The organism is Ensifer sp. VA4 (genome assembly GCF_055710065.1).
The window spans coordinates 193,163-216,561 of the sequence record NZ_JBVQPO010000005.1 but is presented as its reverse complement, the minus strand read 5'-3'; the positions used below and the strand labels follow the sequence as shown (position 1 = coordinate 216,561).

22 protein-coding genes and 1 pseudogene are annotated in these 23,399 nt (G+C 61.8%); 11 read left to right on the top strand and 12 right to left on the bottom strand.

Features of this window, described 5'->3' with window-relative positions; genetic code table 11:
- Positions 1-38: 38 nt before the first annotated feature.
- The 3 genes from AC0C6X_RS10440 to AC0C6X_RS10430 all read right to left on the bottom strand — a co-directional run bounded on the left by AC0C6X_RS10440 (position 39) and on the right by AC0C6X_RS10430 (position 2,518).
- Positions 39-1,283, bottom strand: a complete 1,245-nt coding sequence (locus AC0C6X_RS10440; protein ID WP_472952973.1) for a GNAT family N-acetyltransferase — start codon at positions 1,281-1,283, stop codon at positions 39-41.
- Between the two features lie 154 nt (positions 1,284-1,437).
- On the bottom strand, positions 1,438-2,178 hold the full coding sequence (locus AC0C6X_RS10435) for a metallophosphoesterase family protein (protein ID WP_173516146.1): 741 nt from the start codon (positions 2,176-2,178) through the stop codon (positions 1,438-1,440).
- Between the two features lie 127 nt (positions 2,179-2,305).
- Positions 2,306-2,518 carry a DUF2842 domain-containing protein gene (locus AC0C6X_RS10430; RefSeq protein WP_173516147.1) on the bottom strand — a complete coding sequence of 71 codons (213 nt, stop codon included), beginning with the start codon at positions 2,516-2,518 and terminating at the stop codon, positions 2,306-2,308.
- 172 nt (positions 2,519-2,690) lie between these two features.
- On the opposite strand from AC0C6X_RS10430, the gene AC0C6X_RS10425 reads away from it, so the two are divergent.
- Positions 2,691-3,794 carry a COX15/CtaA family protein gene (locus AC0C6X_RS10425; RefSeq protein WP_173516148.1) on the top strand — a complete coding sequence of 368 codons (1,104 nt, stop codon included), beginning with the start codon at positions 2,691-2,693 and terminating at the stop codon, positions 3,792-3,794.
- An 80-nt stretch (positions 3,795-3,874) separates the two neighbouring features.
- Here AC0C6X_RS10425 and argC read toward each other — a convergent pair whose 3' ends face one another.
- The 3 genes and pseudogenes from argC to AC0C6X_RS10410 all read right to left on the bottom strand — a co-directional run bounded on the left by argC (position 3,875) and on the right by AC0C6X_RS10410 (position 6,840).
- Positions 3,875-4,807, bottom strand: a complete 933-nt coding sequence (argC, locus tag AC0C6X_RS10420; RefSeq protein WP_472952971.1) for an N-acetyl-gamma-glutamyl-phosphate reductase — start codon at positions 4,805-4,807, stop codon at positions 3,875-3,877.
- A gap of 151 nt (positions 4,808-4,958) precedes the next feature.
- A pseudogene (gene speB / locus AC0C6X_RS10415) lies at positions 4,959-5,921 on the bottom strand (agmatinase).
- Between the two features lie 127 nt (positions 5,922-6,048).
- Positions 6,049-6,840 (bottom strand): phenylalanine 4-monooxygenase, encoded by a 792-nt coding sequence (locus tag AC0C6X_RS10410; protein ID WP_173516151.1) that lies wholly within the window; start codon positions 6,838-6,840, stop codon positions 6,049-6,051.
- 114 nt (positions 6,841-6,954) lie between these two features.
- Here AC0C6X_RS10410 and AC0C6X_RS10405 point away from each other — a divergent pair, with 114 nt between their 5' ends.
- The gene (locus AC0C6X_RS10405) at positions 6,955-7,428 is read left to right on the top strand and encodes an Lrp/AsnC family transcriptional regulator (protein ID WP_247957776.1); all 474 of its coding nucleotides are present in this window, start codon (positions 6,955-6,957) and stop codon (positions 7,426-7,428) included.
- A 37-nt stretch (positions 7,429-7,465) separates the two neighbouring features.
- Here AC0C6X_RS10405 and AC0C6X_RS10400 read toward each other — a convergent pair whose 3' ends face one another.
- The 4 genes from AC0C6X_RS10400 to AC0C6X_RS10385 all read right to left on the bottom strand — a co-directional run bounded on the left by AC0C6X_RS10400 (position 7,466) and on the right by AC0C6X_RS10385 (position 9,501).
- On the bottom strand, positions 7,466-7,804 hold the full coding sequence (locus AC0C6X_RS10400; RefSeq protein ID WP_472952969.1) for an antibiotic biosynthesis monooxygenase family protein: 339 nt from the start codon (positions 7,802-7,804) through the stop codon (positions 7,466-7,468).
- Between the two features lie 105 nt (positions 7,805-7,909).
- The gene (gene rpsI, locus AC0C6X_RS10395; protein WP_472952967.1) at positions 7,910-8,377 is read right to left on the bottom strand and encodes a 30S ribosomal protein S9; all 468 of its coding nucleotides are present in this window, start codon (positions 8,375-8,377) and stop codon (positions 7,910-7,912) included.
- Positions 8,378-8,379: 2 nt separating this feature from the next.
- Positions 8,380-8,844 (bottom strand): 50S ribosomal protein L13, encoded by a 465-nt coding sequence (rplM, locus tag AC0C6X_RS10390; protein WP_173516155.1) that lies wholly within the window; start codon positions 8,842-8,844, stop codon positions 8,380-8,382.
- Between the two features lie 225 nt (positions 8,845-9,069).
- Positions 9,070-9,501, bottom strand: a complete 432-nt coding sequence (locus AC0C6X_RS10385) for a PaaI family thioesterase (RefSeq protein ID WP_173516156.1) — start codon at positions 9,499-9,501, stop codon at positions 9,070-9,072.
- Positions 9,502-9,667: 166 nt separating this feature from the next.
- Between AC0C6X_RS10385 and AC0C6X_RS10380 the strand changes: the two genes are divergently transcribed.
- Positions 9,668-10,489, top strand: a complete 822-nt coding sequence (locus tag AC0C6X_RS10380; RefSeq protein ID WP_472952965.1) for an enoyl-CoA hydratase — start codon at positions 9,668-9,670, stop codon at positions 10,487-10,489.
- Between the two features lie 3 nt (positions 10,490-10,492).
- Here the strand turns inward: AC0C6X_RS10380 and AC0C6X_RS10375 are convergent, their stop codons facing one another.
- Positions 10,493-11,329: a DMT family transporter gene (locus tag AC0C6X_RS10375; RefSeq protein WP_173516158.1), complete on the bottom strand. Its 837-nt coding sequence runs from the start codon at positions 11,327-11,329 to the stop codon at positions 10,493-10,495.
- Between the two features lie 190 nt (positions 11,330-11,519).
- On the opposite strand from AC0C6X_RS10375, the gene AC0C6X_RS10370 reads away from it, so the two are divergent.
- The 3 genes from AC0C6X_RS10370 to AC0C6X_RS10360 all read left to right on the top strand — a co-directional run bounded on the left by AC0C6X_RS10370 (position 11,520) and on the right by AC0C6X_RS10360 (position 13,808).
- The gene (locus tag AC0C6X_RS10370; protein WP_173516159.1) at positions 11,520-11,948 is read left to right on the top strand and encodes a CoA-binding protein; all 429 of its coding nucleotides are present in this window, start codon (positions 11,520-11,522) and stop codon (positions 11,946-11,948) included.
- A 192-nt stretch (positions 11,949-12,140) separates the two neighbouring features.
- Positions 12,141-13,424, top strand: a complete 1,284-nt coding sequence (locus AC0C6X_RS10365; RefSeq protein WP_173516160.1) for an O-acetylhomoserine aminocarboxypropyltransferase — start codon at positions 12,141-12,143, stop codon at positions 13,422-13,424.
- Between the two features lie 39 nt (positions 13,425-13,463).
- Positions 13,464-13,808, top strand: a complete 345-nt coding sequence (locus tag AC0C6X_RS10360) for a cupin domain-containing protein (protein WP_247957774.1) — start codon at positions 13,464-13,466, stop codon at positions 13,806-13,808.
- Between the two features lie 39 nt (positions 13,809-13,847).
- Here the strand turns inward: AC0C6X_RS10360 and AC0C6X_RS10355 are convergent, their stop codons facing one another.
- Complete coding sequence (locus AC0C6X_RS10355; RefSeq protein ID WP_472952964.1) at positions 13,848-15,086, bottom strand: cytochrome P450; 1,239 nt, start codon at positions 15,084-15,086, stop codon at positions 13,848-13,850.
- A 372-nt stretch (positions 15,087-15,458) separates the two neighbouring features.
- Here AC0C6X_RS10355 and AC0C6X_RS10350 point away from each other — a divergent pair, with 372 nt between their 5' ends.
- The 5 genes from AC0C6X_RS10350 to lon all read left to right on the top strand — a co-directional run bounded on the left by AC0C6X_RS10350 (position 15,459) and on the right by lon (position 23,181).
- On the top strand, positions 15,459-16,316 hold the full coding sequence (locus AC0C6X_RS10350) for an endonuclease/exonuclease/phosphatase family protein (protein ID WP_247957772.1): 858 nt from the start codon (positions 15,459-15,461) through the stop codon (positions 16,314-16,316).
- Positions 16,317-16,340: 24 nt separating this feature from the next.
- Positions 16,341-17,900, top strand: coding sequence for a phospholipase D-like domain-containing protein (locus tag AC0C6X_RS10345; protein ID WP_472952963.1), 1,560 nt, complete (start codon positions 16,341-16,343; stop codon positions 17,898-17,900).
- A 293-nt stretch (positions 17,901-18,193) separates the two neighbouring features.
- Positions 18,194-18,826: an ATP-dependent Clp protease proteolytic subunit gene (locus tag AC0C6X_RS10340; protein ID WP_173516165.1), complete on the top strand. Its 633-nt coding sequence runs from the start codon at positions 18,194-18,196 to the stop codon at positions 18,824-18,826.
- A gap of 283 nt (positions 18,827-19,109) precedes the next feature.
- Positions 19,110-20,387, top strand: a complete 1,278-nt coding sequence (clpX, locus tag AC0C6X_RS10335; protein WP_077961578.1) for an ATP-dependent Clp protease ATP-binding subunit ClpX — start codon at positions 19,110-19,112, stop codon at positions 20,385-20,387.
- Positions 20,388-20,760: 373 nt separating this feature from the next.
- A complete protein-coding gene (lon, locus tag AC0C6X_RS10330) occupies positions 20,761-23,181 on the top strand; it encodes an endopeptidase La (RefSeq protein WP_472952961.1) in 2,421 nt (806 codons plus the stop codon).
- The last annotated feature ends 218 nt before the right edge of the window (positions 23,182-23,399 follow it).

Below are 23,399 nucleotides of genomic sequence, written 5' to 3'. Positions count from 1 at the left end.
ATCAACGCGGTCCGCACGGCGATGCTGTTTTCAGTCCCTCAGTCGGGGGCGCCTTGTGTATCGACTTTGCCTTGTCTGAACCGCCTCGCTCGCTGCAGGCGAGCGTAAACCGCCTTGTTCGACTTCGCTGCAGCCTTTGCCCGCACGACGAGGTGATGGCGCAGGACGGCAAGGCGCCCCCAAAACGTCACCGGTAATGCAATGTCACGCAACGGCGTTTCGATCGTGCACCAGGATCGCTTGTAGGGTTGGTCACCGACGCCGAAATCGAAGAGGCGCAGGCCTTGCGCCGAGAGGCGCTCGATCATCCGATAGAACAACAATTCACCCGGGCTTGCATCGCCCGCCAGCGCCTCGTCGATCGAGCCGAATTGGCAGATGACATGGTCGCCTTTCAGCGAAAGCCCGGCGATGGCAACCACCTGTCCGTCATGTTCACCCTTGAGCCGGATGGCGTTGAGCTGCATGAGTTGCGGGTCGCCGTCCTGACGGGAGGCAAGCGCATGGAAGAAGGCCTGTGTCTCGGCGTCCTGGAAGACATCGGGAAGGCCGAGTGTTGCAAATCGGGTCGCCTTCTGCCGGAAGAAGGTGTCGAGCAGCGCCTGCGTTTCGCCGGGAGTTCGGGCGATCACGTAGTCGTAGCCGCCCATTTCCGCCAACCGTCGCTCGGAGATGCGCATCTTCTTGCGGCGGCGCTTCGCATTGATCTGCGCCAGGGTGAGCTGGATGCTTCCGAGGAGGGGGAGCTGGAACGAAGAGTTGGGGTTTGCGACGCCAGGAAGTGTGGCGAAGGGGCTGACACCGCCACGCCACTCGCTTGGTATCCGTTCGATTATGAGGACATCGGCGAAGCCATGTAGCGCCCTTGTGATGTCGCGAGCCAAGGCCTGGGCCAGCGCCGGCGTGAACGCCGCCGAGATGTCGGCGGCAAAGAGCCCGGTGTTGAGGTTGCTGTGTTCCGTTCCGATCAGGCGGGCGGTTCGAAACAGGCGCCCGCGCCTGAGTTCCAGCGGCAGAATGAGGAAAAGCTCGCCATCGAACGCTACGCGCAGCAGCAAGAGATCGCTGCCGTGAGTTTCCGCCCAGGCGCGGCACCAGTCATAGGCGTGATGCAGCGAATTACCGGCGAGGCTGTCGAGTGCACGCCATTCGGACTCCAGCGGCTCCATGGTGCGATGGACCGAAATCGCGAAGCGGCCCGTGGCATCGGCCGGACCGACACGCAGGGATGCGCGCGGGCGACGGTCGCCGGAGCCTTCCATGGTGAGGTCGGAGTTCGTCATCGAGGGTGCCATCCGGTGCCTGTTGCCGAGCGATTGAACCTCAAGTCCGCTATGATCCGTTTAATGCGGCAACTCTCATGAACTGCATTCGAGAATAACCGGGGAATGCGGTTAGCAAAGCGTGAAACGAGCGGGCATCTCGCGACCCAACCGATCAATCGAGAAAACCTGTGGCCAGTGCCTTTGCCCATTCCAGCCGGTTGCGGCTGGCCGCGAGCCGGGACATCGCCATCCAATCATAGGGAACGTTGCGGAAGGTGACGCCCCACCCTGCGGCCGATTGCTCGATGATCGCGTAGCGCGCATCCGGAGAGCCCGCCTCGACCTTGTGCGGCATGGGCTGGTCGTCGTCATATCCGGGGCAACCGACGCTGCCGGGATTGATGACGAGGCGTCCGTCGGAGAGGCGGACGGCGCGTTGGATGTGGGTGTGACCGCAGAGGATCACCGGATACTCGATGCCGGCGGCCGGAGCCTCGATCGCTGAACGCGCCGCCATGTGGACGATGCCGCCAGCGCTCAGGGCCTCGAGCCAATAGGCCTCGTCGTTTTCCGGCGTCGCATGGCACAGGAAGAATGTGTTCTTGTAAACCAGCGTCGCGGGCAAAGTGGCGAGCCATTCGCGGTGTCGCGGCTGCAATTCGTCGTGAGCGGCGCGATCGGACAACCCCATGTGCGAGGGATCGACGGTCAGCAGATAGCGATCGTGATTGCCGCGGATCGACGGCATCGCCCGCTCGATCAGAATGTCGGCGGTGCGGGCGGCATTGAGCGGGCCGCTCAGGTGATCGCCAAGATTGACGATGTCGCGAATGCCCAGCGCATCGATGTCGGCGAGCACCGCTTCGAGCGCGAGATCGTTGCCGTGAATGTCGGAAATGACCGCAAGTCTCATCTATGACCCTCCGGTGGGTGCGGCGCCTACTGCATGTCTCCCTCGATTTAAGGACAAAGACATGCAGCAATTCAAAGTCGTACAGCGACCTTTGCGCGTCTGATAAGACGCGCGGCGCTGTAGGGGATCAGCGATCCTTGGCGGGCTTTTCCATCCATTTGATGATCAGCATGGCTGGCAATATCCAGAGCAAGCCGGTGAAGAAGAAATAGGCGAGATGCGCCCACCAGGGCGACGCGCCCAGCAGCAGCGAGGCGAAGGTGACGGCGGCAAGCGCATAAACGACGACGAGGATGATGATCAGAATTGTGCCGATCAGCTTTCTGAGGCGTACGGGCATTTCACATCTTTCAGGTGGCTTACAGGGGCAAGGAGGCCGCGACGGCATGCCGCAAAGGTTTCGGTCTTGTTTTGCATGCCGCTCTGGTGCAAATCAACGGCTTTCCGAGAGGTGCGACCGTTGATCCGTCCGGTCGCTCCGCCGACAACCCTGCAATACCAGAGGGAAAATGATGGCCGGCGTCGAATTGGCGACAGAACAGATGCTTCGAAACGAGATCGGCAGGACCGACCGTAACCGGCAGCAAATCCGCGGCTGGCTGGCGGTGGTGCTTTTCACGCTCTTTACGCTCGTGCTTGTCGGTGGTGCAACACGCCTTACGGAATCCGGCCTGTCGATCACCGAATGGAAGCCGATCCATGGCGTCATCCCGCCGCTTTCGGCCGAGGAATGGGAAGAAGAGTTCCAACTCTACCAGCGCATTCCGCAATATCAGCAGATGAACAACGGCATGACGGTCGACGAATTCAAGACGATCTTCTGGTGGGAATGGGCGCACCGGCTGCTGGCCCGTACCATCGGCTTGATCTTCGCCCTGCCGCTCGCGTTCTTCTGGTTGACCGGGCGGGTCGAGCGTAAGCTCCGGATGCCGCTTCTCGGCATCTTGGCGCTCGGCGGCTTTCAAGGCTTCATCGGATGGTGGATGGTTTCCTCCGGCCTCGCCGAGCGCACCGAGGTCAGCCAGTACCGGCTGGCAACGCACCTCGTCATCGCCTGTCTGATCTTCGCCTCTTGCATGTGGATCTTCCGCGGGCTCAGTTCACACTCCGACGACGCCGCGCCCACCGACCGTTCGCGCAAGATGGCGATGATCATCGCGATCTTCAGCCAGTTCCAGATCTATCTCGGCGCGCTCGTCGCCGGCCTCGATGCCGGCCTCAGCTACAATACCTGGCCGCTGATGGATGGCGCGCTCGTCCCGCAGGATCTGTTCCTGCAGCAGCCCTGGTGGATCAATCTCTTCGAGAACCCGAAGACGGTGCAGTTCGTTCACCGGATCGGCGCCTATGTGCTGTTCTCCTTCGCGCTGATGCACATGATCGCCTCATTGAGGGCTGCCCCGGAAACCACCCATGCACGGCGCTCGGTGCTTCTGTTCCTGCTCGTCTCGGTCCAGGCCGCCATCGGCATCGCCACGCTGGTGTTGCAGGTGCCGATCGGCTGGGGCGTGCTGCACCAGGGCGGCGCCCTCGTCGTGCTCGGCTTCGCCATCGCCCACTGGCGCGGCTTCTACGGCGAATATCCGCGGCCGACGGCGATCAAGTATCGCGACTGACGTTCCACCGAAGCGATGAAACAAAGGACCCCGGCGAGCGGCTCGCCGGGGTCCTTTGCGTTTCAAGTGAAGATTGCCGTTTAGGCCGACAGCATCAGGTCCATGTTCTGGACGGCCGCGCCCGAGGCGCCCTTGCCGAGATTATCGAGCAGGGCGACGAGGTTCACGTGATTGCCGCCGCTGGTGCCGAAGACGAAGAGCTTCATCGTGTCCTTGCCGGCAAGCTCGGTCGCGTCGATGCGTGCGAGCTTTTCGCTTTCCGCAAGCGGCACGACCTCGACGATCGACTGACCGGCATAGTGCTCGACCAGCGCCGCGTGCACCGTCTCCAGCGTCGCGCCGGCGGCAAGATCTTCGAGGTAGAGCGGGACCTGGACAATCATGCCCTGCGCGAACTTGCCGACCGAGGGGGCGAAAATCGGAGCCCGGTCGAGCAGGCCATGCATCTTCATCTCGGGCACGTGCTTGTGCTTGAGCGGCAGGCCGTAGAGGAAGTGCGGTGCGCTGATGTGGTCCGGATTGGCCTCGTCCTCCATCTGCGCGATCATCTGCTTGCCGCCGCCGGTATAACCGGAAACCGCGTTGACCGTGACCGGATAGCCGTCCGGGAGGATGCCGGCCTGGCGCAGCGGCCGGATCACGCCGATCGCGCCGGTCGGATAGCAGCCGGGATTGGCGACATGGCGGGCGTCGCGGATCTTCTCCGGCTGCGCCTTGTCCATTTCGGCAAAGCCATAGGCCCAGTCGGGCGCAATGCGGTGCGCGGTCGACGTGTCGATGATGCGCACCTTGTTGTTGCCGGCGACCATCGCAACCGCTTCGCGCGAGGCATCGTCCGGCAGGCAGAGGATGGCGATGTCGGCGTCGTTCAGGAGATCTTCGCGCATCGCGGCGTTGCGTCGTTCTGCTTCCGGTATGGAAAGCAGTTCCAGATCGCTACGGCCGGCCATGCGCGTGCGGATCTGCAGGCCCGTGGTGCCGTGTTCGCCATCGATGAAGATCTTCGGTTTCATGATTTTCCCGTTCTGCCAGTAGGTTAGAGGTCGTTCCGGAATCACTCTGGCATAGAATTGAATCATTTTCTCAACAGGCGGGCGGATCACCGCCAAGCCTGTCAGTTTCTATACAAGCAGCCGCCCTTCGTCGCAACGGCGGCGCTTGCCTTCAGCGCAGCGGCGCGCGCTCTGCGAGCTTTTCCGCATGCAGCCCCAGCATGTACATCGCGACGGTCGCGCCGGCGATCGCGGTGATATCGGCATGATCGTAGGCGGGCGCCACTTCCACGATGTCGCTGCCGACGACCGTCAACGCGCCGAGCTTGCGCAGCACCTAGAGGACCTTTGCGCTCGACGGGCCCCCGGCGACCGGCGTGCCGGTGCCGGGCGCATAGGCCGGGTCGAGGCAGTCGATGTCGAAGGTGAGATAGGCCTTCCGCTCGCCCACCTGCCGGATGATCGTCTCGGCGATCTCGGTCGCGCTCATTTCCTCGACGTCATAACCATAGAGGATACGAATGCCGCAATCTTCCGGCGCGTGGGTGCGGATGCCGATCTGGATCGAGGCGTCGGTGTCGATCAGGCCCTCGCGCGCGGCACGACCGACGAAGGAGCCGTGATCGATGCGGCCGCGCTCGTCCGGCCAGGTGTCCTGGTGGGCATCGAACTGCACGAGGGCGAGGGGGCCGTGGATGGCCGCATGCGCCTTCAGGATCGGGTAGGTGACGAAGTGGTCGCCGCCGAGCGTCTGCAGATAGGCGCCGCTCCTGAGAATCTTGGCGGCCTCGCGCTCGATCGTTGCCGGCGTCTTCGAATGGTTGCCGTAGTCGAGCAGGCAGTCGCCGTAGTCGATCGTGGCCATCTCCGAGAAGAGATCACGCTCGAAGGGGTATTGCGGATCGTTGTCGAAGATCGCCGAAGCGCGCCGGATCGCCTGTGGCCCAAAGCGAGCGCCGGGGCGGTTCGAGGTCGCGGCATCAAAAGGGATGCCCCAGACGACGGCATCGACGCCCTTCAACTGCTTCGAGTATTTGCGCCGCATGAAGGAGAGAATGCCGGCATGCGTCGGGTCGGATGCCGCTGATGTCAGTGAACGCGCCGTCAGCGCATGATCGATTGTCCTGTTGGCCATAGCCCGCCTCTGCTCCAGGGCGGGATAGGCGCACTCCGTGCACGCATCCCGCTCCAACGTGTGGTGGCGAGACGTTGGACAATCGCAGCCGGCAAGGCAAGGCCCCTGCCGGCCGAATCTTCCGCGATTACGAGGCCTTGGCCTCGTAAGTTGGAGCGAAGTCGCCAAGCGCCTTCGCTTCGGTGATGCGCGCGGCGACATCCTCCTCGATGATCGTTTCGAGCTGCGCGAAGCTGTCGATCACGTAATAGATCGGCTGCACGATATCGATGCGATAGGGCGTGCGCAGCACGGTCATCAGGTCGAACGGACGGAATTCGATGCCAGGGGTCTCCATGGCATTTCGTGTCTCGTTCGGCGAAGATACGATGCCGGCACCATAGCAGCGACGGCCCTTCGGCGTGTTGATCAGACCGAACTCGACCGTGAACCAAAAGATCCGGAACATGTGCCACGAATAGCCCTTGCCGAGCGACACAGCCTTTTCGCCGAAGCGACGGACGAAATTGGCGTAGCTCTGGTTGGTAAGCAGCGGGCAATGGCCGAAGACTTCGTGGAAGATATCGGGCTCTTCGATGTAGTCGATATGTTCGCGCCGCCGAATGAAGGTCGCCAGCGGAAACTTGCCCTGGGACAGGAGCTCGTAGAAGCGCGACGGCGGAATGAGGGCGGGAACGCCTTCCACACCGAAGCCGGTGGTCTCGGCCAACCGGCGGTTCACGTCCTTCAGCTGCGGCACGTGATCGGGGCCGAGGTTGAGCGTCCTTGCGCCTTCCAGATATTCGTCGCAAGCCTTGTCGGCCAGAAGCTTCATCTGCCGCTGATAGAGCTCGCCCCAGATCGCATCCTCTTCCGGGGTGTAGAGATAGGTGCCGTCAGGCTCGGGCAGCTTGGCGGTATAAGTGCTTTCCTTGGTCATGACGCCTCCTCGCTCGTCAGAACAACTTCTCCTGTTGCAATTGTATCGCGATTGGAGCGAGTATTTGTTTCACAGTTGCCAGGCTGTGGACTGTCTGCGGGAGAAAATTTCGATATGCCGTCCGATGTGAAAGAAAATCTTCAGCCATTGCGAAAGCTGTTGCGGCTGATTCAGGCCGATTGCGGCCAGTCTCTTTCGGAACTGGCGGAAAAGGCCGGCATGTCGCAAAGTTCGGCCTGGCGGCGCCTGCAGGAACTGGAAGGCGATGGTGTCATCCGCAAGCGCGTGGCGCTGCTCGATCCAGCAAAGCTCGATCTCAAACTCTGCATCATCGCCCACGTGACGCTCGAGGACCATCACGACGAAGCGATCGCGGCCTTCTCGGCGGTGGTGCGCGACCGGCCGGAAATCATGGAGTGCTACGCTCTGTCGGGCACGTTCGACTACATGCTGAAGATCCGCGCGGCCGACGTCGAAAGCTACGACGCCTTCATGACGCGGTATCTGATGCGCAATCCGCATGTGCGCACGGTCGTATCGAGTTTCGTATTGCGTGAACTCAAGTCGACGACCGAATTGCCGATCTGAAGCGGCTCAAAGAGAGCGCTGCACGGAGCCGCGTCGTTTAAGTGCGCTCGAATCCGTACTGCCGTTCGATCTTGCCGACCCGCATCTGATAATCCTCGTACCAGCGCTCGCGGCCCATCCGCTGGGCGGCAAGGTGGCGGACATTGCCTTTCCATGCCGTGATGCTCTCTTCGTCCACCCAGTAGGAATTGGTGATGCCGAAGCCATCGGCGCCGCGCACGCTTTCGAGGCCGAGAAAGCCGGGCTGTTCGCGCGCAAGCCTCTCCATCTCCGTGCCCATGTTGTCGTAGCCGTTGTCGCCGGCCGTGCGCCGTGAGGAGAAGGTGACGATGTAATAGGGAGGCGCTGGGGTCTTGGCGACGGGAGAGTTTGTCATTCGCTATGCCTCGGAAGGTCGACCTTGTGGGATGTTATGCCGGCGACGATAACTAAAAAAGGCGGAGCAAAGCCCCGCCTTTCCAGTGTCGCAGTTTGGAAGCGATTAACGCTTCGAGAACTGGAACGAACGACGTGCCTTCGCACGGCCGTACTTCTTGCGCTCGACCACACGGCTGTCGCGGGTGAGGAAGCCGCCGCGCTTCAGAACGGAGCGAAGGCCCGGTTCGAAGTAGGTCAGCGCCTTGGCAATGCCGTGGCGAACGGCACCGGCCTGGCCGGAGAGACCACCGCCAGCAACGGTCGCGTCGATGTCGAACTGGCCGTCACGGGCAGCAGCGACGATCGGCTGCTGCAGGATCATCTGCAGAACCGGACGGGCGAAGTAAGCCGAGTAGGGCTTGCCGTTGATGGTGATCTTGCCGGAGCCCGGCTTGACCCATACGCGGGCGACAGCGTCCTTACGCTTGCCGGTCGCGTAGGAGCGACCCTGGGCGTCGACCTTCTTGACGTGAACCGGAGCAGCCGGTTCCGCGGTCGCGGCGATGTCCTTGAGAGCGGAAAGGTCAGCCATTATCAGGCGCTCCTTGTGTTCTTGCTGTTCAGCTTGGCGACGTCGAGGACGGTCGGCTGCTGTGCTTCATGCGGGTGGTTGGCGCCTGCGTAAACGCGCAGGTTCTTCATCTGGCGACGGCCGAGCGGACCACGCGGAACCATGCGCTCGACGGCCTTCTCGATGACGCGCTCCGGGAAGCGGCCTTCGATGATCTGGCGAGCGGTGCGCTCCTTGATGCCGCCGGGGTAGCCGGTGTGCCAGTAGTACTTCTTGTCGGTGTACTTCTTGCCCGTCAGAACTGCCTTCTCGGCGTTGATGACGATGACATTGTCGCCGTCGTCAACATGCGGGGTGAAGGTAGCTTTGTGCTTGCCGCGCAGGCGGTTTGCGATGATGGAAGCGAGGCGACCGACAACGAGGCCTTCGGCGTCGATGATGATCCACTTCTTCTCCACCTCTGCAGGCTTCTGAACGAAGGTTGCCATATCAAAACTCTTTCTTTGGACCCAAGCGGCGAACCGCTGGGCGTTTCTTGTTGCTTGGTTTTGGCCGGTTTCCCGGACAAAAGAAGAAAGCGGCCCTTGAGGACCGCGATCTGCGGCAGCTTATACGCAAGTGCGAAACCAGCGTCAAGAACGTGAAACCAGCGCGTGTGAAATAAAGGCAAACAAAAACAATATGTTATATGTATGGTATTTTGATACCACAAATCAACGTGGCGGAATCGAATAGGTCGCCGTTGCATGCGCGACGAGATCGTCACCGCCGACCTTGACGACCGATGCGTCGAGGACGGCCAGCCGCTTGCCGAGTTTCAGGATCCGGCAGGTGCATTCGAGCGGTTCCGGTTCGGGCTTGCGCAGGAAATTGATGTTGAGATTGGTGGTGACCGCAAGCGCGACCGGTCCGATATGGGCGATCAGCGCAATATAGGCGGAAACGTCGGCAAGTGCGAAGAGGGTCGGGCCCGAGACGGTGCCGCCCGGGCGGATGTGCCGCTCGTTCGGATCGAGCCGCATCGTGGCAAAGCCAGGACCGACCGCCGTGACATGAAAGACCTTGCCGTCGGTATGGACCTGCGGAAAATCCGTGTCGAGAAATCGGTTGAGGTCGTCGACGCTCATGATCGGCTCGATGGTCATTCACTGCATCCTTCAACATATCTGCCGCCACCTGAAACCGACCGGCGGCCAGACGCAAGGCGGAAAAAGGTCTTAGACGGAATGCGCCGCTGTTTCTCCCGCCAGCTTGCACCGCACGCGCGTCCGGCGTACCACCAAGCCCGGGTTCACGTTTCAGGAGAAGATCATGGCCGACGTCGTATCGTTCAGGAAGGAAGAGTCGAACGGGATGCTGCTGCGCGAACGCTCCGGGCCGGTGCTGCGGCTGACGCTCAACAATCCGCCGGCCAACGTGCTTTCGATCGCCATGATGGAGGCCTTGCACGCGGAGTTCGACGCGGTCGCCACCTCCAGGGAAATCAGGGTCGTCGTGCTCGCCGCTTCGGGCAAGCTGTTTTCCGCCGGCCACGATCTCAAGGAAATGACCGCGCATCGCGAGGACGACGGCCGGGGCAGGGCGTTCTTCGAAAAGACGATCCGCCTGGCAGCCGACCTGATGCTGAAGATCAACCGGCTGCCGCAGGCGGTGATTGCCGAGATCGACGGGCTTGCGACGGCGGCCGGCTGCCAGCTTGTGGCCAGCTGCGACCTGGCGATCTGCACCGACAGCTCCACCTTCTGTACGCCCGGCGTCAATATCGGCCTCTTCTGCTCGACGCCGATGGTCGCGCTCACGCGCGCGGCACATCGCAAGCAGGCGATGGAGATGCTTTTGACCGGCGAGACCATCGACGCCTCGACCGCCAAGGATTTCGGCCTCGTCAACCGCATCGTGCCGCAGCAATATCTGCGCCAAGTCGTCGACAAATACGCCGCGGTGATCGCCTCGAAGTCGCCGCAGGCGCTGAAGATCGGCAAGGAGGCCTTCTATCGCCAGGCGGTGATGGACCTGCCGGATGCCTATGACTACGCCGTCGGCGTCATGGTCGAGAACATGCTGGCCCGCGACGCCGAGGACGGCATAGGTGCCTTCCTCGGCAAGCGCATGCCGGAATGGAAGGAAGACTGACGGTCAGGCGAGCTTCAAGAGCAGCGCGCCGAGTGCAATGACGCAGGCAGCGGCGATGCGCCAGACGCTGACCGGCTCCTTCAGGAACACGATCGAGATGACGACCGCAAAAAGGATCGACGCCTCGCGGAGCGCCGCGACGGTGGCGACCGGCGCCTTGGTCATCGCCCAGAGCGCCAGGCCGTAAGCGCCGATCGACCCGGCGCCGCCAATGAGCCCGCGCCACCAGTTCTTGTAGACGTGGCGGGCGACCGGCTTGATGCCGCGTCGGGCGAAGGCCCAGGTGAAGAGCAGCGCTGGCGGCAGCAGAGCCATCCACAGCGTGTAGGAAATCGCGTTGCCCGAGACGCGTGCGCCGATGCCGTCGACATAGGTGTAGCAGGCGATGACGCAGGCGTTGAGGAGGGCGAGCACGATCGCGTGTTTCCCGCCCTTTCGCGACTCGAAGGCGAGCGTCAATACGCCCGCCGAGATCGTCAGGATGCCCATCATCGTGCCGAACGAAAGCTGCTCGCCGATCAAGGCACCACTGGTGGCCGCGACGATCAAGGGCGCGGTACCGCGCATCAGCGGATAGACGAGGCCGATGTCGCCGGCGCGATAGGAGGCGGCGACAAGCTGGAAATAGGCGAACTGGAACAGCGCCGAAACCAGGATGTAGGGCCAGGCTTCCGGTTTCGGCAAGGGCAGGAAGGGGAGGAAGGGGATTGCCACGGCGGCGGCCCCGAGCGCGATCATTGCTGCGTCGAGCGATTTTTCTGAGCCTACCTTGACCAGGGCATTCCAGGTCGCGTGCAACAACGCCCCGAACAGGACGAGCGCAATGACTTCAACGGGCAAGATGGGACCTCGGAAACGATGTGGCAGGCTTTGTGAAGCTTGTCGCGCCGCTCGGCCGCAAAAGCAATCGGAAAATGTCGCGGCGGCGGTCGTCTTGAGCTCCACGCGGGAAGCATGGAGCGCGCAGTTGACTCGCCGGGCTCCGGCATCATTATACGGCCGTTTAATTACAATGGACCCGTATCCTTAAATGAACCACGACGCCTATCCGGACTACTATCTCGCCGACATTTTGCGCGAGACCAAGACGATTGCGCTGGTCGGTGCCTCGCCGAATGCCGAGCGGCCGAGCCATCGGGTCATGGCGTTCCTGTTGCGCAAGGGCTATCGGGTGATCCCGATCAATCCCGGTCACGTCGGCAAGACCATCCAGGGCCAGGCCGTTGTCGGCAGGCTCGCCGACGTCAAGGAGCCGATCGACATGGTCGATGTCTTCCGCGCGGCCTATGCCTTGCCGGCGCTCGTCGACGAGATCCTGGCGCTTGACCGATTGCCGAAGGTGATCTGGGGCCAGCTCTCCGTGCGCCACGATGGCGCAGCGGCAAAAGCGGAAGCTGCCGGGATCAAGGTGGTGATGGACCGCTGTCCGGCGATCGAGTATCCGCGGCTGATCGGCTGAGATAGGGCGACGGTTCGCACAACCGTCAGTTTCGCAAAAAATCCTCTTTGACCGCACACGTAGGCTCTGGAATAGTGCCGCCACCTCCGCGCTGGGCGCGGGGGATCGATTGCGGGTTACACACAGATTCAAGGTGATAGAGCGTCCTCGGCGCGCCGGCTGGCGCGGCGCTCGGGTCATGGGAGGTACGAAATGACGAAAGACAATCCTGGTTTCAACACGCTCGCAATCCACGCTGGAGCGCAGCCTGATCCGACCACGGGAGCGCGGGCGACGCCGATCTACCAGACGACAAGCTTCGTCTTCAACGACACCGACCATGCCGCGGCGCTTTTCGGTCTCCAGCAGTTCGGCAACATCTACACCCGCATCATGAACCCGACCCAGGCGGTGCTGGAAGAGCGCATTGCCGCGCTCGAAGGCGGCACGGCAGCGCTGGCAGTTGCCTCCGGCCATGCGGCACAGTTGCTCGTCTTCCACACGATCATGAGCCCGGGCGACAACTTCGTCGCGGCCAACCGGCTCTACGGCGGCTCGGTCAACCAGTTCGGCCACGCCTTCAAGTCCTTCGACTGGCAGGTGCGTTGGGCCGATCCGAGCGACCCGGCCTCCTTCGAGGCGAAGATCGATCGGCGCACCAAGGCGATCTTCATCGAAAGCCTCGCCAATCCCGGCGGCACCTTCGTCGATATTGCCGCGATCGCCGAGATTGCCCGCAGGCACGAATTGCCTCTGATCGTCGACAACACCATGGCGACGCCCTACCTGCTGCGGCCCCTGGAGCATGGCGCCGACATCGTCGTGCATTCGCTGACGAAGTTCATCGGCGGCCATGGCAATTCGATGGGCGGCGTCATCGTCGACGGCGGCACCTTCGACTGGTCGAAGTCCGGCAAGTATCCGATGCTTTCGGAGCCGCGTCCGGAATATGCCGGCGTCGTCCTGCACCAGACCTTCGGCAACATCGCCTTTGCGATTGCCGCCCGTGTCCTGGGCCTGCGCGATTTCGGCCCGGCAATCTCGCCGTTCAATGCCTTCATGCTCGTGACCGGTGCCGAGACCCTGCCTCTGCGCATGCAGCGCCATTGCGACAACGCGCTTGCGGTCGCCACGTGGCTGAAGACGCACGACAAGGTGTCGTGGGTGAGCTATGCCGGGCTTGAGGACGATCCCAACCACGTGCTTCAGCAGCGCTATTCGCCCAAGGGGGCTGGCGCCGTTTTCACCTTCGGTCTCAAGGGTGGCTACGAGGCTGGCAAGCGCTTCGTCGAGGGGCTGGAAATGTTCTCGCATCTCGCCAATATTGGCGACACGCGTTCGCTCGTCATTCACCCGGCCTCGACCACCCATCGGCAACTGACGCCCGAACAACAGGTGGCGGCCGGTGCCGGACCGGATGTCGTCCGTCTCTCGGTCGGCATCGAAGACGTCTCCGACATCATCGCCGATCTCGAGCAATCGCTGGCAAAGCTCTGAAACAGGAGGGGAGGCGACGCCTCCCCTGAAGGTGCCAAAATGACGAAAATGCAGAAATTCGATCTGTCTTCCGTCAAGGCGGAAACCGGTACGCCGGCCGCCGACCGGCTGATCTCCGGGGCGCCGCAATTCCGGACCTGGAACTTGGAGGAGGCCGAGGGCGGCCTCTATGCCGGGGTCTGGGAATCGACGCCGGGCAAATGGCGGATCGTCTATGAGGAGTGGGAATATTTCCACATCGTCTCCGGCTATTCGATCGTCACGCAGGATGGTGGCGAAGCGGCGCATCTGCGTGCCGGCGACAGCATGATCCTGCGTCCCGGTTTCGAAGGTACCTGGGAGGTCGTCGAGACCACGCGCAAGGATTACGTCATCCGCCTTTAAGCAGTGAAGCGCCGGAGATCGTCCTGGCTTCGGTGTTGGTCACCAGACCAGATCGAGGCGTTCGAGGCCGTGGAAATGGAACACATCCTTCACCTCGGGCTCGTTCTTCAACCGCATATTCGGCAGCCGCCGAAACAGGATCGGCAGCGATAGATTGAGCTCCAGCCGGGCGAGCGGCGCGCCGATGCAGAAATGCAGGCCGGCGCCGAAGGAGACATTGGCGCCTTCGTCACGCGTCGGCCGAAACACATTCGGGTCCGTGAACTTCTTCGGGTCGACATTCGCCGCCCCGAGCAGCAGGCCGATCTTGTCGCCCTTTCGAAGCGTGATGCCGTCGTCGAGTTCGACGTCCGTCAGGGCATAGCGCTGGAAAATATGCAGCGGTGCCGCAAGGCGCAGGCACTCCTCGATCGTCAGCGCCGTCGCCGCTTCCGTGGCAAACAGGTCCGTGGCCGAGAGCCCGGATTGCAGGATGGTTTTGACCGCATTGCCGATCTGGTGCACCGTCGCTTCGTGACCGGCATTGAGGAGCAGGGCGGTGGTCGAGACCAGTTCTGCCTCGGAAAGTCGCTCGCCATCCTTTTCCGAGGTGATCATGTGGATCAGCAGATCGTCGGCGGGGTCACGGCGTTTCTCGGCGATGATCTTTCTGAGGTAGGCGGCAAAGTCGGCGGATGCCTTGTTGGCGTCGAGTTCGGTCTCGTGGCTCGGGTTGAAGACATACATCCGGACCATGCGATGCGACCAGTCGAGAAGATCGGGCGCCGCCGCTACGGGAATGCCGAGCATACGGGCGATGATCGTCACAGGGATCGTTTCGGCATAGGTCTTGAGCAACTCGACTTCACCATTGCGCTCGAAACCGTCGATCAGGGCATGCGACAATTGCTCGATATCCGGTCTCAACTGTTCGATCTGCCGCGAGACGAAGGCCCGGTTGACGAGCGTGCGCAGGCGTGTGTGTGCCGGCGGTTCGAGCTCCAGCAGCGAATGCTCCTCAAGCGCGTCGAAATCTTTCAAATGCGGCTTCGGTGCCGGAAGGCCAAGTTCTTGGCGCGTCGCCACATGCAGGATCTGGCGGCCGAAACGCCGGTCGCGCAGCAGGGCGTTCACCTGGTCGTAGCCAGCGAAATACCATTGCTGCCGCTCGTCCCAGAAGAAGGCCGGGCATTGCGCGTGGATCTCGGCATAGGCGGCGAGTGGCTCTCGGTAGAAGGCGGGATTGCGCGCATCGATGGAAACGCGCCTTTGGGCTCCGTCAATGGTTATGGCAGGCATGCAACGGGCTCTTCGCAGGACTCGATTGACGTCCACTTCTACGGGAAACGAGGTTCGGCGGGCAAGCGGGGCAATCTCCCTGTGCAGGACTGAAGGTCAGCAACACCCGCCTGAGACAGACCGAAGGTGCGGCGGAACCCTGAGACGTCCGCACCTCAATCAGGCTCCATTCCGATGGAAAACGCATCCTGCTCGCAGCCGTCCGACTGATCAACATAGGCGCCGATGGATGCTCGCGCTACTTCTTGGAGACCAGTCTCGATCTGTTTGCCGCCGCAGTGCGGTTGCGAAACAACTTCCGCCTTCCACCCTTTTTCGGTGGCGCCGGGCGACCTATTTGCGCAATGATGCAGGCAGCAGGCAGGGAGCGGCATGGCAAAAAACCAGTCCAGTCTATCGGCGGGGATCGTGGCGGCGATCCGCAAGCGGCGCCCCACGGTCGTCCATCGCGAGACCGCGGTGAACCGCGGCGATATCGTCATCGCCTCCTACAACATCCACAAATGTGTCGGCACGGATGGGCGCTTCGATCCCGGGCGGACCGCCCATGTGATCGGCGAACTGGGTGCCGATATCGTTGCGCTTCAGGAGGCGGACCAGCGGTTCGGGGAGCGCGCCGGGCTTCTCGATCTCGACCACCTCCGCCGTGAATCCCATCTCGTTTCGGTGCCGATCTCCGGGTTTTCCGCGAAGGGGCATGGGTGGCACGGCAACGTGCTGCTGCTGCGCGAGGGGGCGGTTTCGGATGTGCGGCAACTGAAACTGCCGGGTGTCGAGCCGCGCGGTGCCCTCGTCGTCGATCTCGACCTGAAGGTCGGCCCATTGCGCATCATCGCCGCCCATCTCGGACTTCTCAGGCATTCCCGCGCTCAGCAGGCCGAGGCAATCCTGGAGGCGGCGGCCGATGCGAACGGCAGGCCGACCTTGCTGATCGGCGATCTCAACGAGTGGCGCATGGGCCGGCGTTCGTCGCTGTCGTTCCTCAGTCCGGTTTTCGATCCGTCGCATGCCACGGTCGCGAGCTTTCCGTCGCGGTTTCCCCTGCTTCCGCTCGATCGCGTGCTTGGCAATCCACACCACCTGGTAACCTCGGTCGCCGTGCATGACTCACCGCTTGCGCGGATCGCCTCGGACCATCTGCCGGTAAAGGCCTCGATCGCCTTGAAGGCTGCCCAGCAGGATCACCGAGACGGAAATCGGGTCGAAGCCGGTCGCGCGGGATCGGTCTGACGTCGGGCGCGAGGCGAACTTTCGATGTTGTCCTCCGTCCTGATTGCCGTCGCTATCATCGTCGGTGTGGTCGTTTCGGCCATCCTCTACATTTACGGCCGGTTCGGGCGGCGCCCGCATGGGCTGCCGTCGACCGCGTTCCCGGTGGCCGAGGCCGGAACCGAACTCGATCGGCATCTGGCGCCGCTTCTTTCAGCCCATCCAGCGGCAAATGGCGTGTCGCTCGTCTCCGACAATATCGAAGCCTTGGTGGTGCGCGCGCATGCGGCTAGGCGCGCCGGTCGAAGTCTCGATCTGCAGTATTACTATTGGAAGGATGACCTGACCGGCCTTCTGCTGGCTCGTGAGATCCTGGCAGCAGCCGACAAGGGCGTACGTGTCCGGCTGCTGCTCGACGACATCAATGCCGGCATTCACGATCGCATGTGCATCGCACTTGATGCCCACCCCAATATCGATGTGCGACTGTTCAACCCGAGCCGGGCGCGGACAGATCGCTTTCGTCGCGGCTTCGAAATGGCGATCCGTGCCTTCAGCGCCACCCGCCGTATGCACAACAAGCTGTGGGTGGCGGACGGCCGTGTCGCGATCGCCGGCGGGCGCAACATCGGCGACGCCTATTTCGACGCTGCCGAACTCTCCAACTTCCGCGACCTCGACGTCTGGATGGTGGGGCCGGTGCTGGAACAGGCGTCAACCATGTTCGACCGCTATTGGAACAGCGCCTCGGTTCTCCCGATCGCGGCGCTGCGCACACCACGCAAGCAATATCTACCGGCGCTCCGCGATGCCGTCGAAGGGCTTGCCCGGACGCCGGCAGGCCGGTTCTACATCGAACGCATCGACAGCGCGGCCAAGGAGGCCGACATCTATCACGGCTCGCGGCGCCTTCACTGGAGTTCGGAGATCCGCCTGGCATCGGATCCGCCGGAAAAGGCGCTGATGCAGCGGCGGCAGAACTGGTTGCTGCGTGAACTCTTCCCGCTGATAGAGGCGGCCGCGAGGGATCTCAGGATCATTTCACCTTATTTCATCCCCGGCGCTGCCGGGACGCGCGAGCTTGCCTCCATTGCGGCGCGCGGCGCGCGCGTCTCGGTGCTGACCAACTCTCTTGCTGCGACGGATGTCGCAGCCGTTCACGGCGGATACGTCAAGTATCGCCGCAAACTCGTGCGCGCCGGCGTGGAACTCTTCGAATTGAAGGAACAGGGCGATGTCGCCGAAGGACATCGCATGTCGTTGTTCGGCGCGCGCAATGCGAGCCTGCACAGCAAGGCTTTCGTCGTCGATGGCCGGCACGGCTTCGTCGGCTCGATGAACTTCGATCCGCGCTCCGCATCGCTCAACACGGAAATGGGCGTGGTGTTCGCCGATGAGGCTCTTGCAGGCGAACTCGCCGGCATGTTCGAAGAAGAGACCTCGCCGTCGATCAGCTACCGGCTCGGAATGGACGGTTCACGGCTTGTCTGGCGTGATCGCGCCAACGGTTGCGAGAGGCTGTTGCGGCACGAGCCGGATGCCAGCCTTGCAAGGCGCTTGATGGCCAACCTGATCCGCATTCTGCCGATCGAGTCTCAGCTCTGACGAAGCGGTGGCCCGGCTGCATGATTTGCCGTTCGTTTACCGAGGTCATCGAACCCTGTGCGAAACGCTCGATCGCGGCGGCCTGCATGGAGCTTATCGGCGAAAAGAGGCTCTATTGACAACCATGTGTGGAGGAGTTCCGGACTTCGCAGCAAAGGGGGGCGTTCGATTAAGGTTATCGAAGCTTCGCGACTTGAAGTGAAGGGTGTTGGCACTCTATGTAGGAGCAGAAGGTAAATCCCGTGATTCCCGGTTCGCAAAGGTTTTGCGAGCCCGATTGATGAAGGTTCGATATGAGAAATCCCGTTGATACCGCACTGGCACTGGTGCCGATGGTTGTTGAGCAGACCAACCGCGGTGAACGTTCCTACGATATCTTTTCGCGCCTTCTGAAGGAGCGCATCATCTTCGTCACCGGTCCGGTCGAAGATCAGATGGCGACGCTCGTCTGCGCCCAGCTCCTCTTCCTCGAAGCGGAAAACCCGAAGAAGGAAATCGCGCTCTACATCAATTCCCCGGGCGGCGTCGTCACCTCGGGTATGGCGATCTACGACACGATGCAGTTCATCAAGCCGGCGGTCTCGACGCTCTGCGTCGGCCAGGCAGCCTCCATGGGTTCTCTGCTCTTGGCGGCCGGCCATAAGGACATGCGTTTTGCGACGCCGAATGCGCGCATAATGGTTCACCAGCCCTCGGGCGGTTTCCAGGGCCAGGCCTCCGATATCGAGCGCCATGCCCGCGACATCCTCAAGATGAAGCGCCGCCTCAACGAGGTCTATGTCAAGCATTGCGGTCGGACTTACGAGGAAGTCGAACAGACGCTCGACCGCGACCATTTCATGAGCGCGGACGAGGCTCTGGACTGGGGTATCGTCGACAAGGTACTGACCTCGCGCGAAGAGATCGAAGGCGCCGAGCAGGCCTGATAACGCGCTTTTGTGTCGCGATAGATGTAATTGTGACACAATTGTAATGGCTCAAGGGCTTTATCGACCGGGTAAAGCCGTTAATATGGACCGTTAATGCTATGTTGGATTCTGAGGGCATAGTGTTCGGATGAGTTGGGAGAGTCGTTGCAGCCGTATCGGACGTGTCCGTGCCGATGCGGTAAGTACTCCCGGAAGCCCTGCATGAGGATAGGCTACAGGGCGAATTGAGTGGTCCGCGATACTTCTCTTGAAGTGTCCGGCGTGCTGGAAGGAAGTGGAAATGAGCAAGGTCAGCGGAAGCAACGGCGGTGACTCGAAGAATACGCTTTATTGTTCGTTCTGCGGCAAGAGCCAGCACGAAGTCCGTAAGCTGATTGCCGGACCGACCGTCTTCATCTGCGATGAATGCGTCGAACTGTGCATGGACATCATTCGCGAAGAGAACAAGACCTCGATGGTCAAGTCCCGCGACGGTGTGCCGACCCCTCAGGAAATCATCAAGGTTCTCGACGAATACGTCATCGGCCAGCAGCAGGCCAAGCGTATCCTGTCGGTCGCCGTTCACAACCACTACAAGCGCCTGGCGCATGCCGCCAAGGGCAGCGATGTCGAACTGGCGAAGTCGAACATCATGCTCGTCGGCCCGACCGGCTGCGGCAAGACCTATCTTGCCCAGACGCTCGCCCGCATCATCGACGTGCCGTTCACCATGGCGGACGCCACGACGCTGACCGAAGCCGGTTATGTCGGTGAAGACGTCGAAAACATCATCCTCAAGCTGCTCCAGGCTGCCGACTATAACGTCGAGCGCGCCCAGCGCGGCATCGTCTACATCGACGAAGTCGACAAGATTTCGCGCAAGTCCGACAACCCGTCGATCACCCGCGACGTTTCGGGCGAGGGCGTGCAGCAGGCGCTGCTGAAGATCATGGAAGGCACCGTTGCATCGGTACCGCCGCAGGGTGGCCGCAAGCATCCGCAGCAGGAATTCCTGCAGGTCGACACCACCAACATCCTGTTCATCTGCGGTGGCGCTTTTGCCGGCCTCGACAAGATCATCTCTGCTCGCGGCGAGAAGACCTCGATCGGCTTCGGTGCCACGGTTCGGGCGCCGGAAGACCGTCGCGTCGGCGAAGTGCTGCGCGAACTGGAGCCGGAAGATCTGGTCAAGTTCGGCCTGATCCCGGAATTCATTGGTCGTCTGCCGGTCCTGGCGACGCTCGAAGACCTCGACGAGGACGCACTGATCCAGATCCTCTCGGAGCCGAAGAATGCGCTCGTCAAGCAGTACCAGCGCCTGTTCGAGATGGAAGACGTGGAGCTCACCTTCCATGAAGACGCGCTGCGCGAGATTGCCCGCCGGGCGATCGTGCGCAAGACCGGTGCTCGCGGCCTTCGCTCGATCATGGAAAAGATCCTGCTCGACACCATGTTCGAGCTGCCGACGCTGGAAGGCGTGCGCGAAGTGGTCATCTCCGACGAGGTGGTCAAGGGTGCAGCGCGGCCGCTCTACATCTACTCTGAGCGGTCGGACGAAAAGACCAACGTTTCGGCCTGAGAAAAATGAATTATCGTTTGAGAAGCCCGCCTTGTGCGGGCTTTTTCATGTTCGTGCACTTAGCTGTTGAGACAAAGGGGCGGCAGCGCAGATTTCACAATTCGATTGTTGCTAAAGTGTCCCAAACAACGCAATGATGTGACGATTCAATGAAGGACCTTTGTCGTTGCGCGTCCTTGAGCCTCGTTCTCCGTCGCAAGGCCCGCAACAGAAATGATGCGTAGTCAGAAGGACCCGGCCACGGTTGGTGGGTGTCGCGTCAGCCTTGAAATGGACGCGGTCGCACTCCACTTTCATGTGGAAAATATGACAACCGGGAGTGCCTGCGGGGCTCCCGGGAACGGGCCCGAAATCGGGACGGAAAGGAAATGACATGACGAACAAAACGTCACCGGCGACTGAAAGCGCGACCTACCCGGTCCTGCCGCTCCGCGACATCGTAGTCTTCCCGCACATGATCGTGCCGCTCTTCGTCGGCCGTGAAAAGTCGATCCGTGCGCTTGAGGAAGTCATGGGTACCGACAAGCAGATCATGCTTGCCACCCAGATCAACGCCACCGACGACGATCCGGAACCGGCTGCGATCTATGACGTCGGCACCATCGCCAATGTCCTGCAATTGCTGAAGCTGCCCGACGGTACCGTCAAGGTGCTGGTCGAAGGCCGCGCGCGCGCCAAGATCGACGGCTACACGCCGCGCGAAGAATTTTATGAGGCTTCGGCGCATACGCTGAACGAGCCGGAAGAAGATCCGGTCGAGATCGAGGCGCTGAGCCGCTCGGTCGTTTCCGAGTTCGAAAGCTATGTGAAGCTCAACAAGAAGATCTCCCCCGAGGTCGTCGGCGTCGCCAGCCAGATCGAAGACTACTCGAAGCTTGCCGATACCGTCGCTTCGCATCTGTCGATCAAGATCGTCGAGAAGCAGGAAATGCTGGAGACCACCAGCGTGAAGATGCGCCTGGAAAAGGCGCTCGGCTTCATGGAAGGTGAGATCTCCGTCCTGCAGGTCGAAAAGCGCATCCGCTCGCGCGTCAAGCGCCAGATGGAGAAGACCCAGCGCGAATACTACCTCAACGAACAGATGAAGGCGATCCAGAAGGAACTCGGCGACGGCGAAGATGGCCGCGACGAGATGGCCGAGATCGAGGAACGCATCGCCAAGACGAAGCTCTCCAAGGAAGCGCGGGAAAAGGCCGATGCGGAACTCAAGAAGCTGCGCCAGATGAGCCCGATGTCCGCGGAAGCGACCGTGGTTCGCAACTATCTGGATTGGCTGCTCGGCCTGCCCTGGGGCAAGAAGTCGAAGATCAAGAGCGACCTGAACCATGCCGAGGACGTGCTCAACACGGATCACTTCGGTCTCGACAAGGTCAAGGAACGCATCGTCGAATATCTCGCCGTGCAGGCGCGTTCGTCGAAGATCAAGGGCCCGATCCTGTGCCTCGTCGGCCCTCCGGGCGTCGGCAAGACCTCGCTCGCCAAGTCGATCGCCAAGGCGACCGGCCGCGAATATGTGCGCATGGCGCTCGGCGGCGTTCGTGACGAAGCCGAGATCCGCGGTCACCGCCGTACCTATATCGGTTCGATGCCCGGCAAGATCGTCCAGTCGATGAAGAAGGCGAAGCGCTCCAATCCGCTGTTCCTGCTCGACGAGGTCGACAAGATGGGTCAGGATTTCCGTGGCGATCCGTCTTCGGCGCTGCTCGAGGTGCTGGATCCGGAACAGAACGCGACCTTCATGGACCACTACCTGGAAGTCGAATACGACCTGTCCAACGTGATGTTCATCACCACGGCCAACACTCTGAACATTCCGGCACCGTTGATGGACCGCATGGAAGTGATCCGCATCGCCGGCTATACCGAAGAGGAAAAGCTGGAGATTGCCAAGCGGCACCTGCTGCCGAAGGCGATCCGCGACCACGCGCTGCAGCCGAAGGAGTTCTCCGTGAGCGACGGGGCCCTGATGGCGGTCATCCAGACCTATACGCGGGAAGCCGGTGTCCGTAACTTCGAGCGCGAATTGATGAAGCTCGCCCGCAAGGCGGTGACCGAGATCATCAAGGGCAAGACCAAGACGGTCGAAGTCACGGCGGACAACATCAACGACTACCTGGGTGTGCCGCGCTTCCGTCACGGCGAAGCCGAACGCGACGATCAGATCGGCGTGGTCACGGGTCTTGCCTGGACAGAGGTCGGCGGCGAGCTGCTGACGATCGAAGGCGTCATGATGCCCGGCAAGGGCCGCATGACGGTCACCGGCAACCTGCGTGACGTGATGAAGGAATCGATTTCGGCGGCGGCGTCCTATGTCCGTTCGCGGGCGATCGACTTCGGCATCGAGCCTCCGCTGTTCGACAAGCGCGACATCCACGTGCACCTGCCGGAAGGCGCAACGCCGAAGGATGGTCCGTCGGCCGGTGTCGCCATGGCAACCGCGATCGTATCGATCATGACCGGCATCCCGATCTCCAAGGATGTGGCGATGACCGGCGAGATCACGCTGCGCGGCCGAGTGCTGCCGATCGGCGGTCTCAAGGAGAAGCTGCTCGCGGCTCTCCGGGGTGGCATCAAGAAGGTGCTGATCCCCGAAGAGAACGCCAAGGATCTCGCCGAGATCCCGGACAACGTGAAGAACGCGCTCGAAATCATCCCGGTTTCGCGGATGGGCGAAGTGCTCGAACACGCTCTGGTGCGCAGGCCGGAGCCGATCGACTGGGACCCGGCAAACGAGCCGGCGACCGTCGCAGCGGTTGATTCGCAGGACGAAGCAGGTTCTTCGATCGCCCACTAAAAAGTGCCAGGCAATGGGCGCCGCGCCCTCACGCGGCGCCCATTTTGCAGAAAAATTGGGAAGACCGGCCTTTGGCCGGTCTTTTTTGTTATAAAAGCACGCCGCAAGCCTTGCATTCCAAGGGATTAGGCGCAATTGGGAAAGGCAAGACGCGGGCGATGCGCAAGCCGCCGCGCCTTAAAACACAGTCGTTTCGAACCAATCTGAAAGGGGTGGAA

Coding starts and splice junctions, on each gene's coding strand:
- rpsI (WP_472952967.1), bottom strand. CDS start 8,377: ATGGCTGACCTTTCCGCTCTCAAGGACATCGCCGCGACCGCGGAACCG.
- AC0C6X_RS10365 (WP_173516160.1), top strand. CDS start 12,141: ATGACGAAAGACAATCCTGGTTTCAACACGCTCGCAATCCACGCTGGA.
- clpX (WP_077961578.1), top strand. CDS start 19,110: ATGAGCAAGGTCAGCGGAAGCAACGGCGGTGACTCGAAGAATACGCTT.
- AC0C6X_RS10440 (WP_472952973.1), bottom strand. CDS start 1,283: ATGACGAACTCCGACCTCACCATGGAAGGCTCCGGCGACCGTCGCCCG.
- AC0C6X_RS10355 (WP_472952964.1), bottom strand. CDS start 15,086: ATGCCTGCCATAACCATTGACGGAGCCCAAAGGCGCGTTTCCATCGAT.
- AC0C6X_RS10370 (WP_173516159.1), top strand. CDS start 11,520: ATGAACCACGACGCCTATCCGGACTACTATCTCGCCGACATTTTGCGC.
- AC0C6X_RS10380 (WP_472952965.1), top strand. CDS start 9,668: ATGGCCGACGTCGTATCGTTCAGGAAGGAAGAGTCGAACGGGATGCTG.
- AC0C6X_RS10425 (WP_173516148.1), top strand. CDS start 2,691: ATGGCCGGCGTCGAATTGGCGACAGAACAGATGCTTCGAAACGAGATC.
- AC0C6X_RS10340 (WP_173516165.1), top strand. CDS start 18,194: ATGAGAAATCCCGTTGATACCGCACTGGCACTGGTGCCGATGGTTGTT.
- AC0C6X_RS10385 (WP_173516156.1), bottom strand. CDS start 9,501: ATGACCATCGAGCCGATCATGAGCGTCGACGACCTCAACCGATTTCTC.
- AC0C6X_RS10435 (WP_173516146.1), bottom strand. CDS start 2,178: ATGAGACTTGCGGTCATTTCCGACATTCACGGCAACGATCTCGCGCTC.
- lon (WP_472952961.1), top strand. CDS start 20,761: ATGACGAACAAAACGTCACCGGCGACTGAAAGCGCGACCTACCCGGTC.
- AC0C6X_RS10350 (WP_247957772.1), top strand. CDS start 15,459: ATGGCAAAAAACCAGTCCAGTCTATCGGCGGGGATCGTGGCGGCGATC.
- AC0C6X_RS10410 (WP_173516151.1), bottom strand. CDS start 6,840: ATGACCAAGGAAAGCACTTATACCGCCAAGCTGCCCGAGCCTGACGGC.
- rplM (WP_173516155.1), bottom strand. CDS start 8,844: ATGGCAACCTTCGTTCAGAAGCCTGCAGAGGTGGAGAAGAAGTGGATC.
- AC0C6X_RS10405 (WP_247957776.1), top strand. CDS start 6,955: ATGCCGTCCGATGTGAAAGAAAATCTTCAGCCATTGCGAAAGCTGTTG.
- AC0C6X_RS10430 (WP_173516147.1), bottom strand. CDS start 2,518: ATGCCCGTACGCCTCAGAAAGCTGATCGGCACAATTCTGATCATCATC.
- AC0C6X_RS10345 (WP_472952963.1), top strand. CDS start 16,341: ATGTTGTCCTCCGTCCTGATTGCCGTCGCTATCATCGTCGGTGTGGTC.
- AC0C6X_RS10360 (WP_247957774.1), top strand. CDS start 13,464: ATGACGAAAATGCAGAAATTCGATCTGTCTTCCGTCAAGGCGGAAACC.
- argC (WP_472952971.1), bottom strand. CDS start 4,807: ATGAAACCGAAGATCTTCATCGATGGCGAACACGGCACCACGGGCCTG.
- AC0C6X_RS10400 (WP_472952969.1), bottom strand. CDS start 7,804: ATGACAAACTCTCCCGTCGCCAAGACCCCAGCGCCTCCCTATTACATC.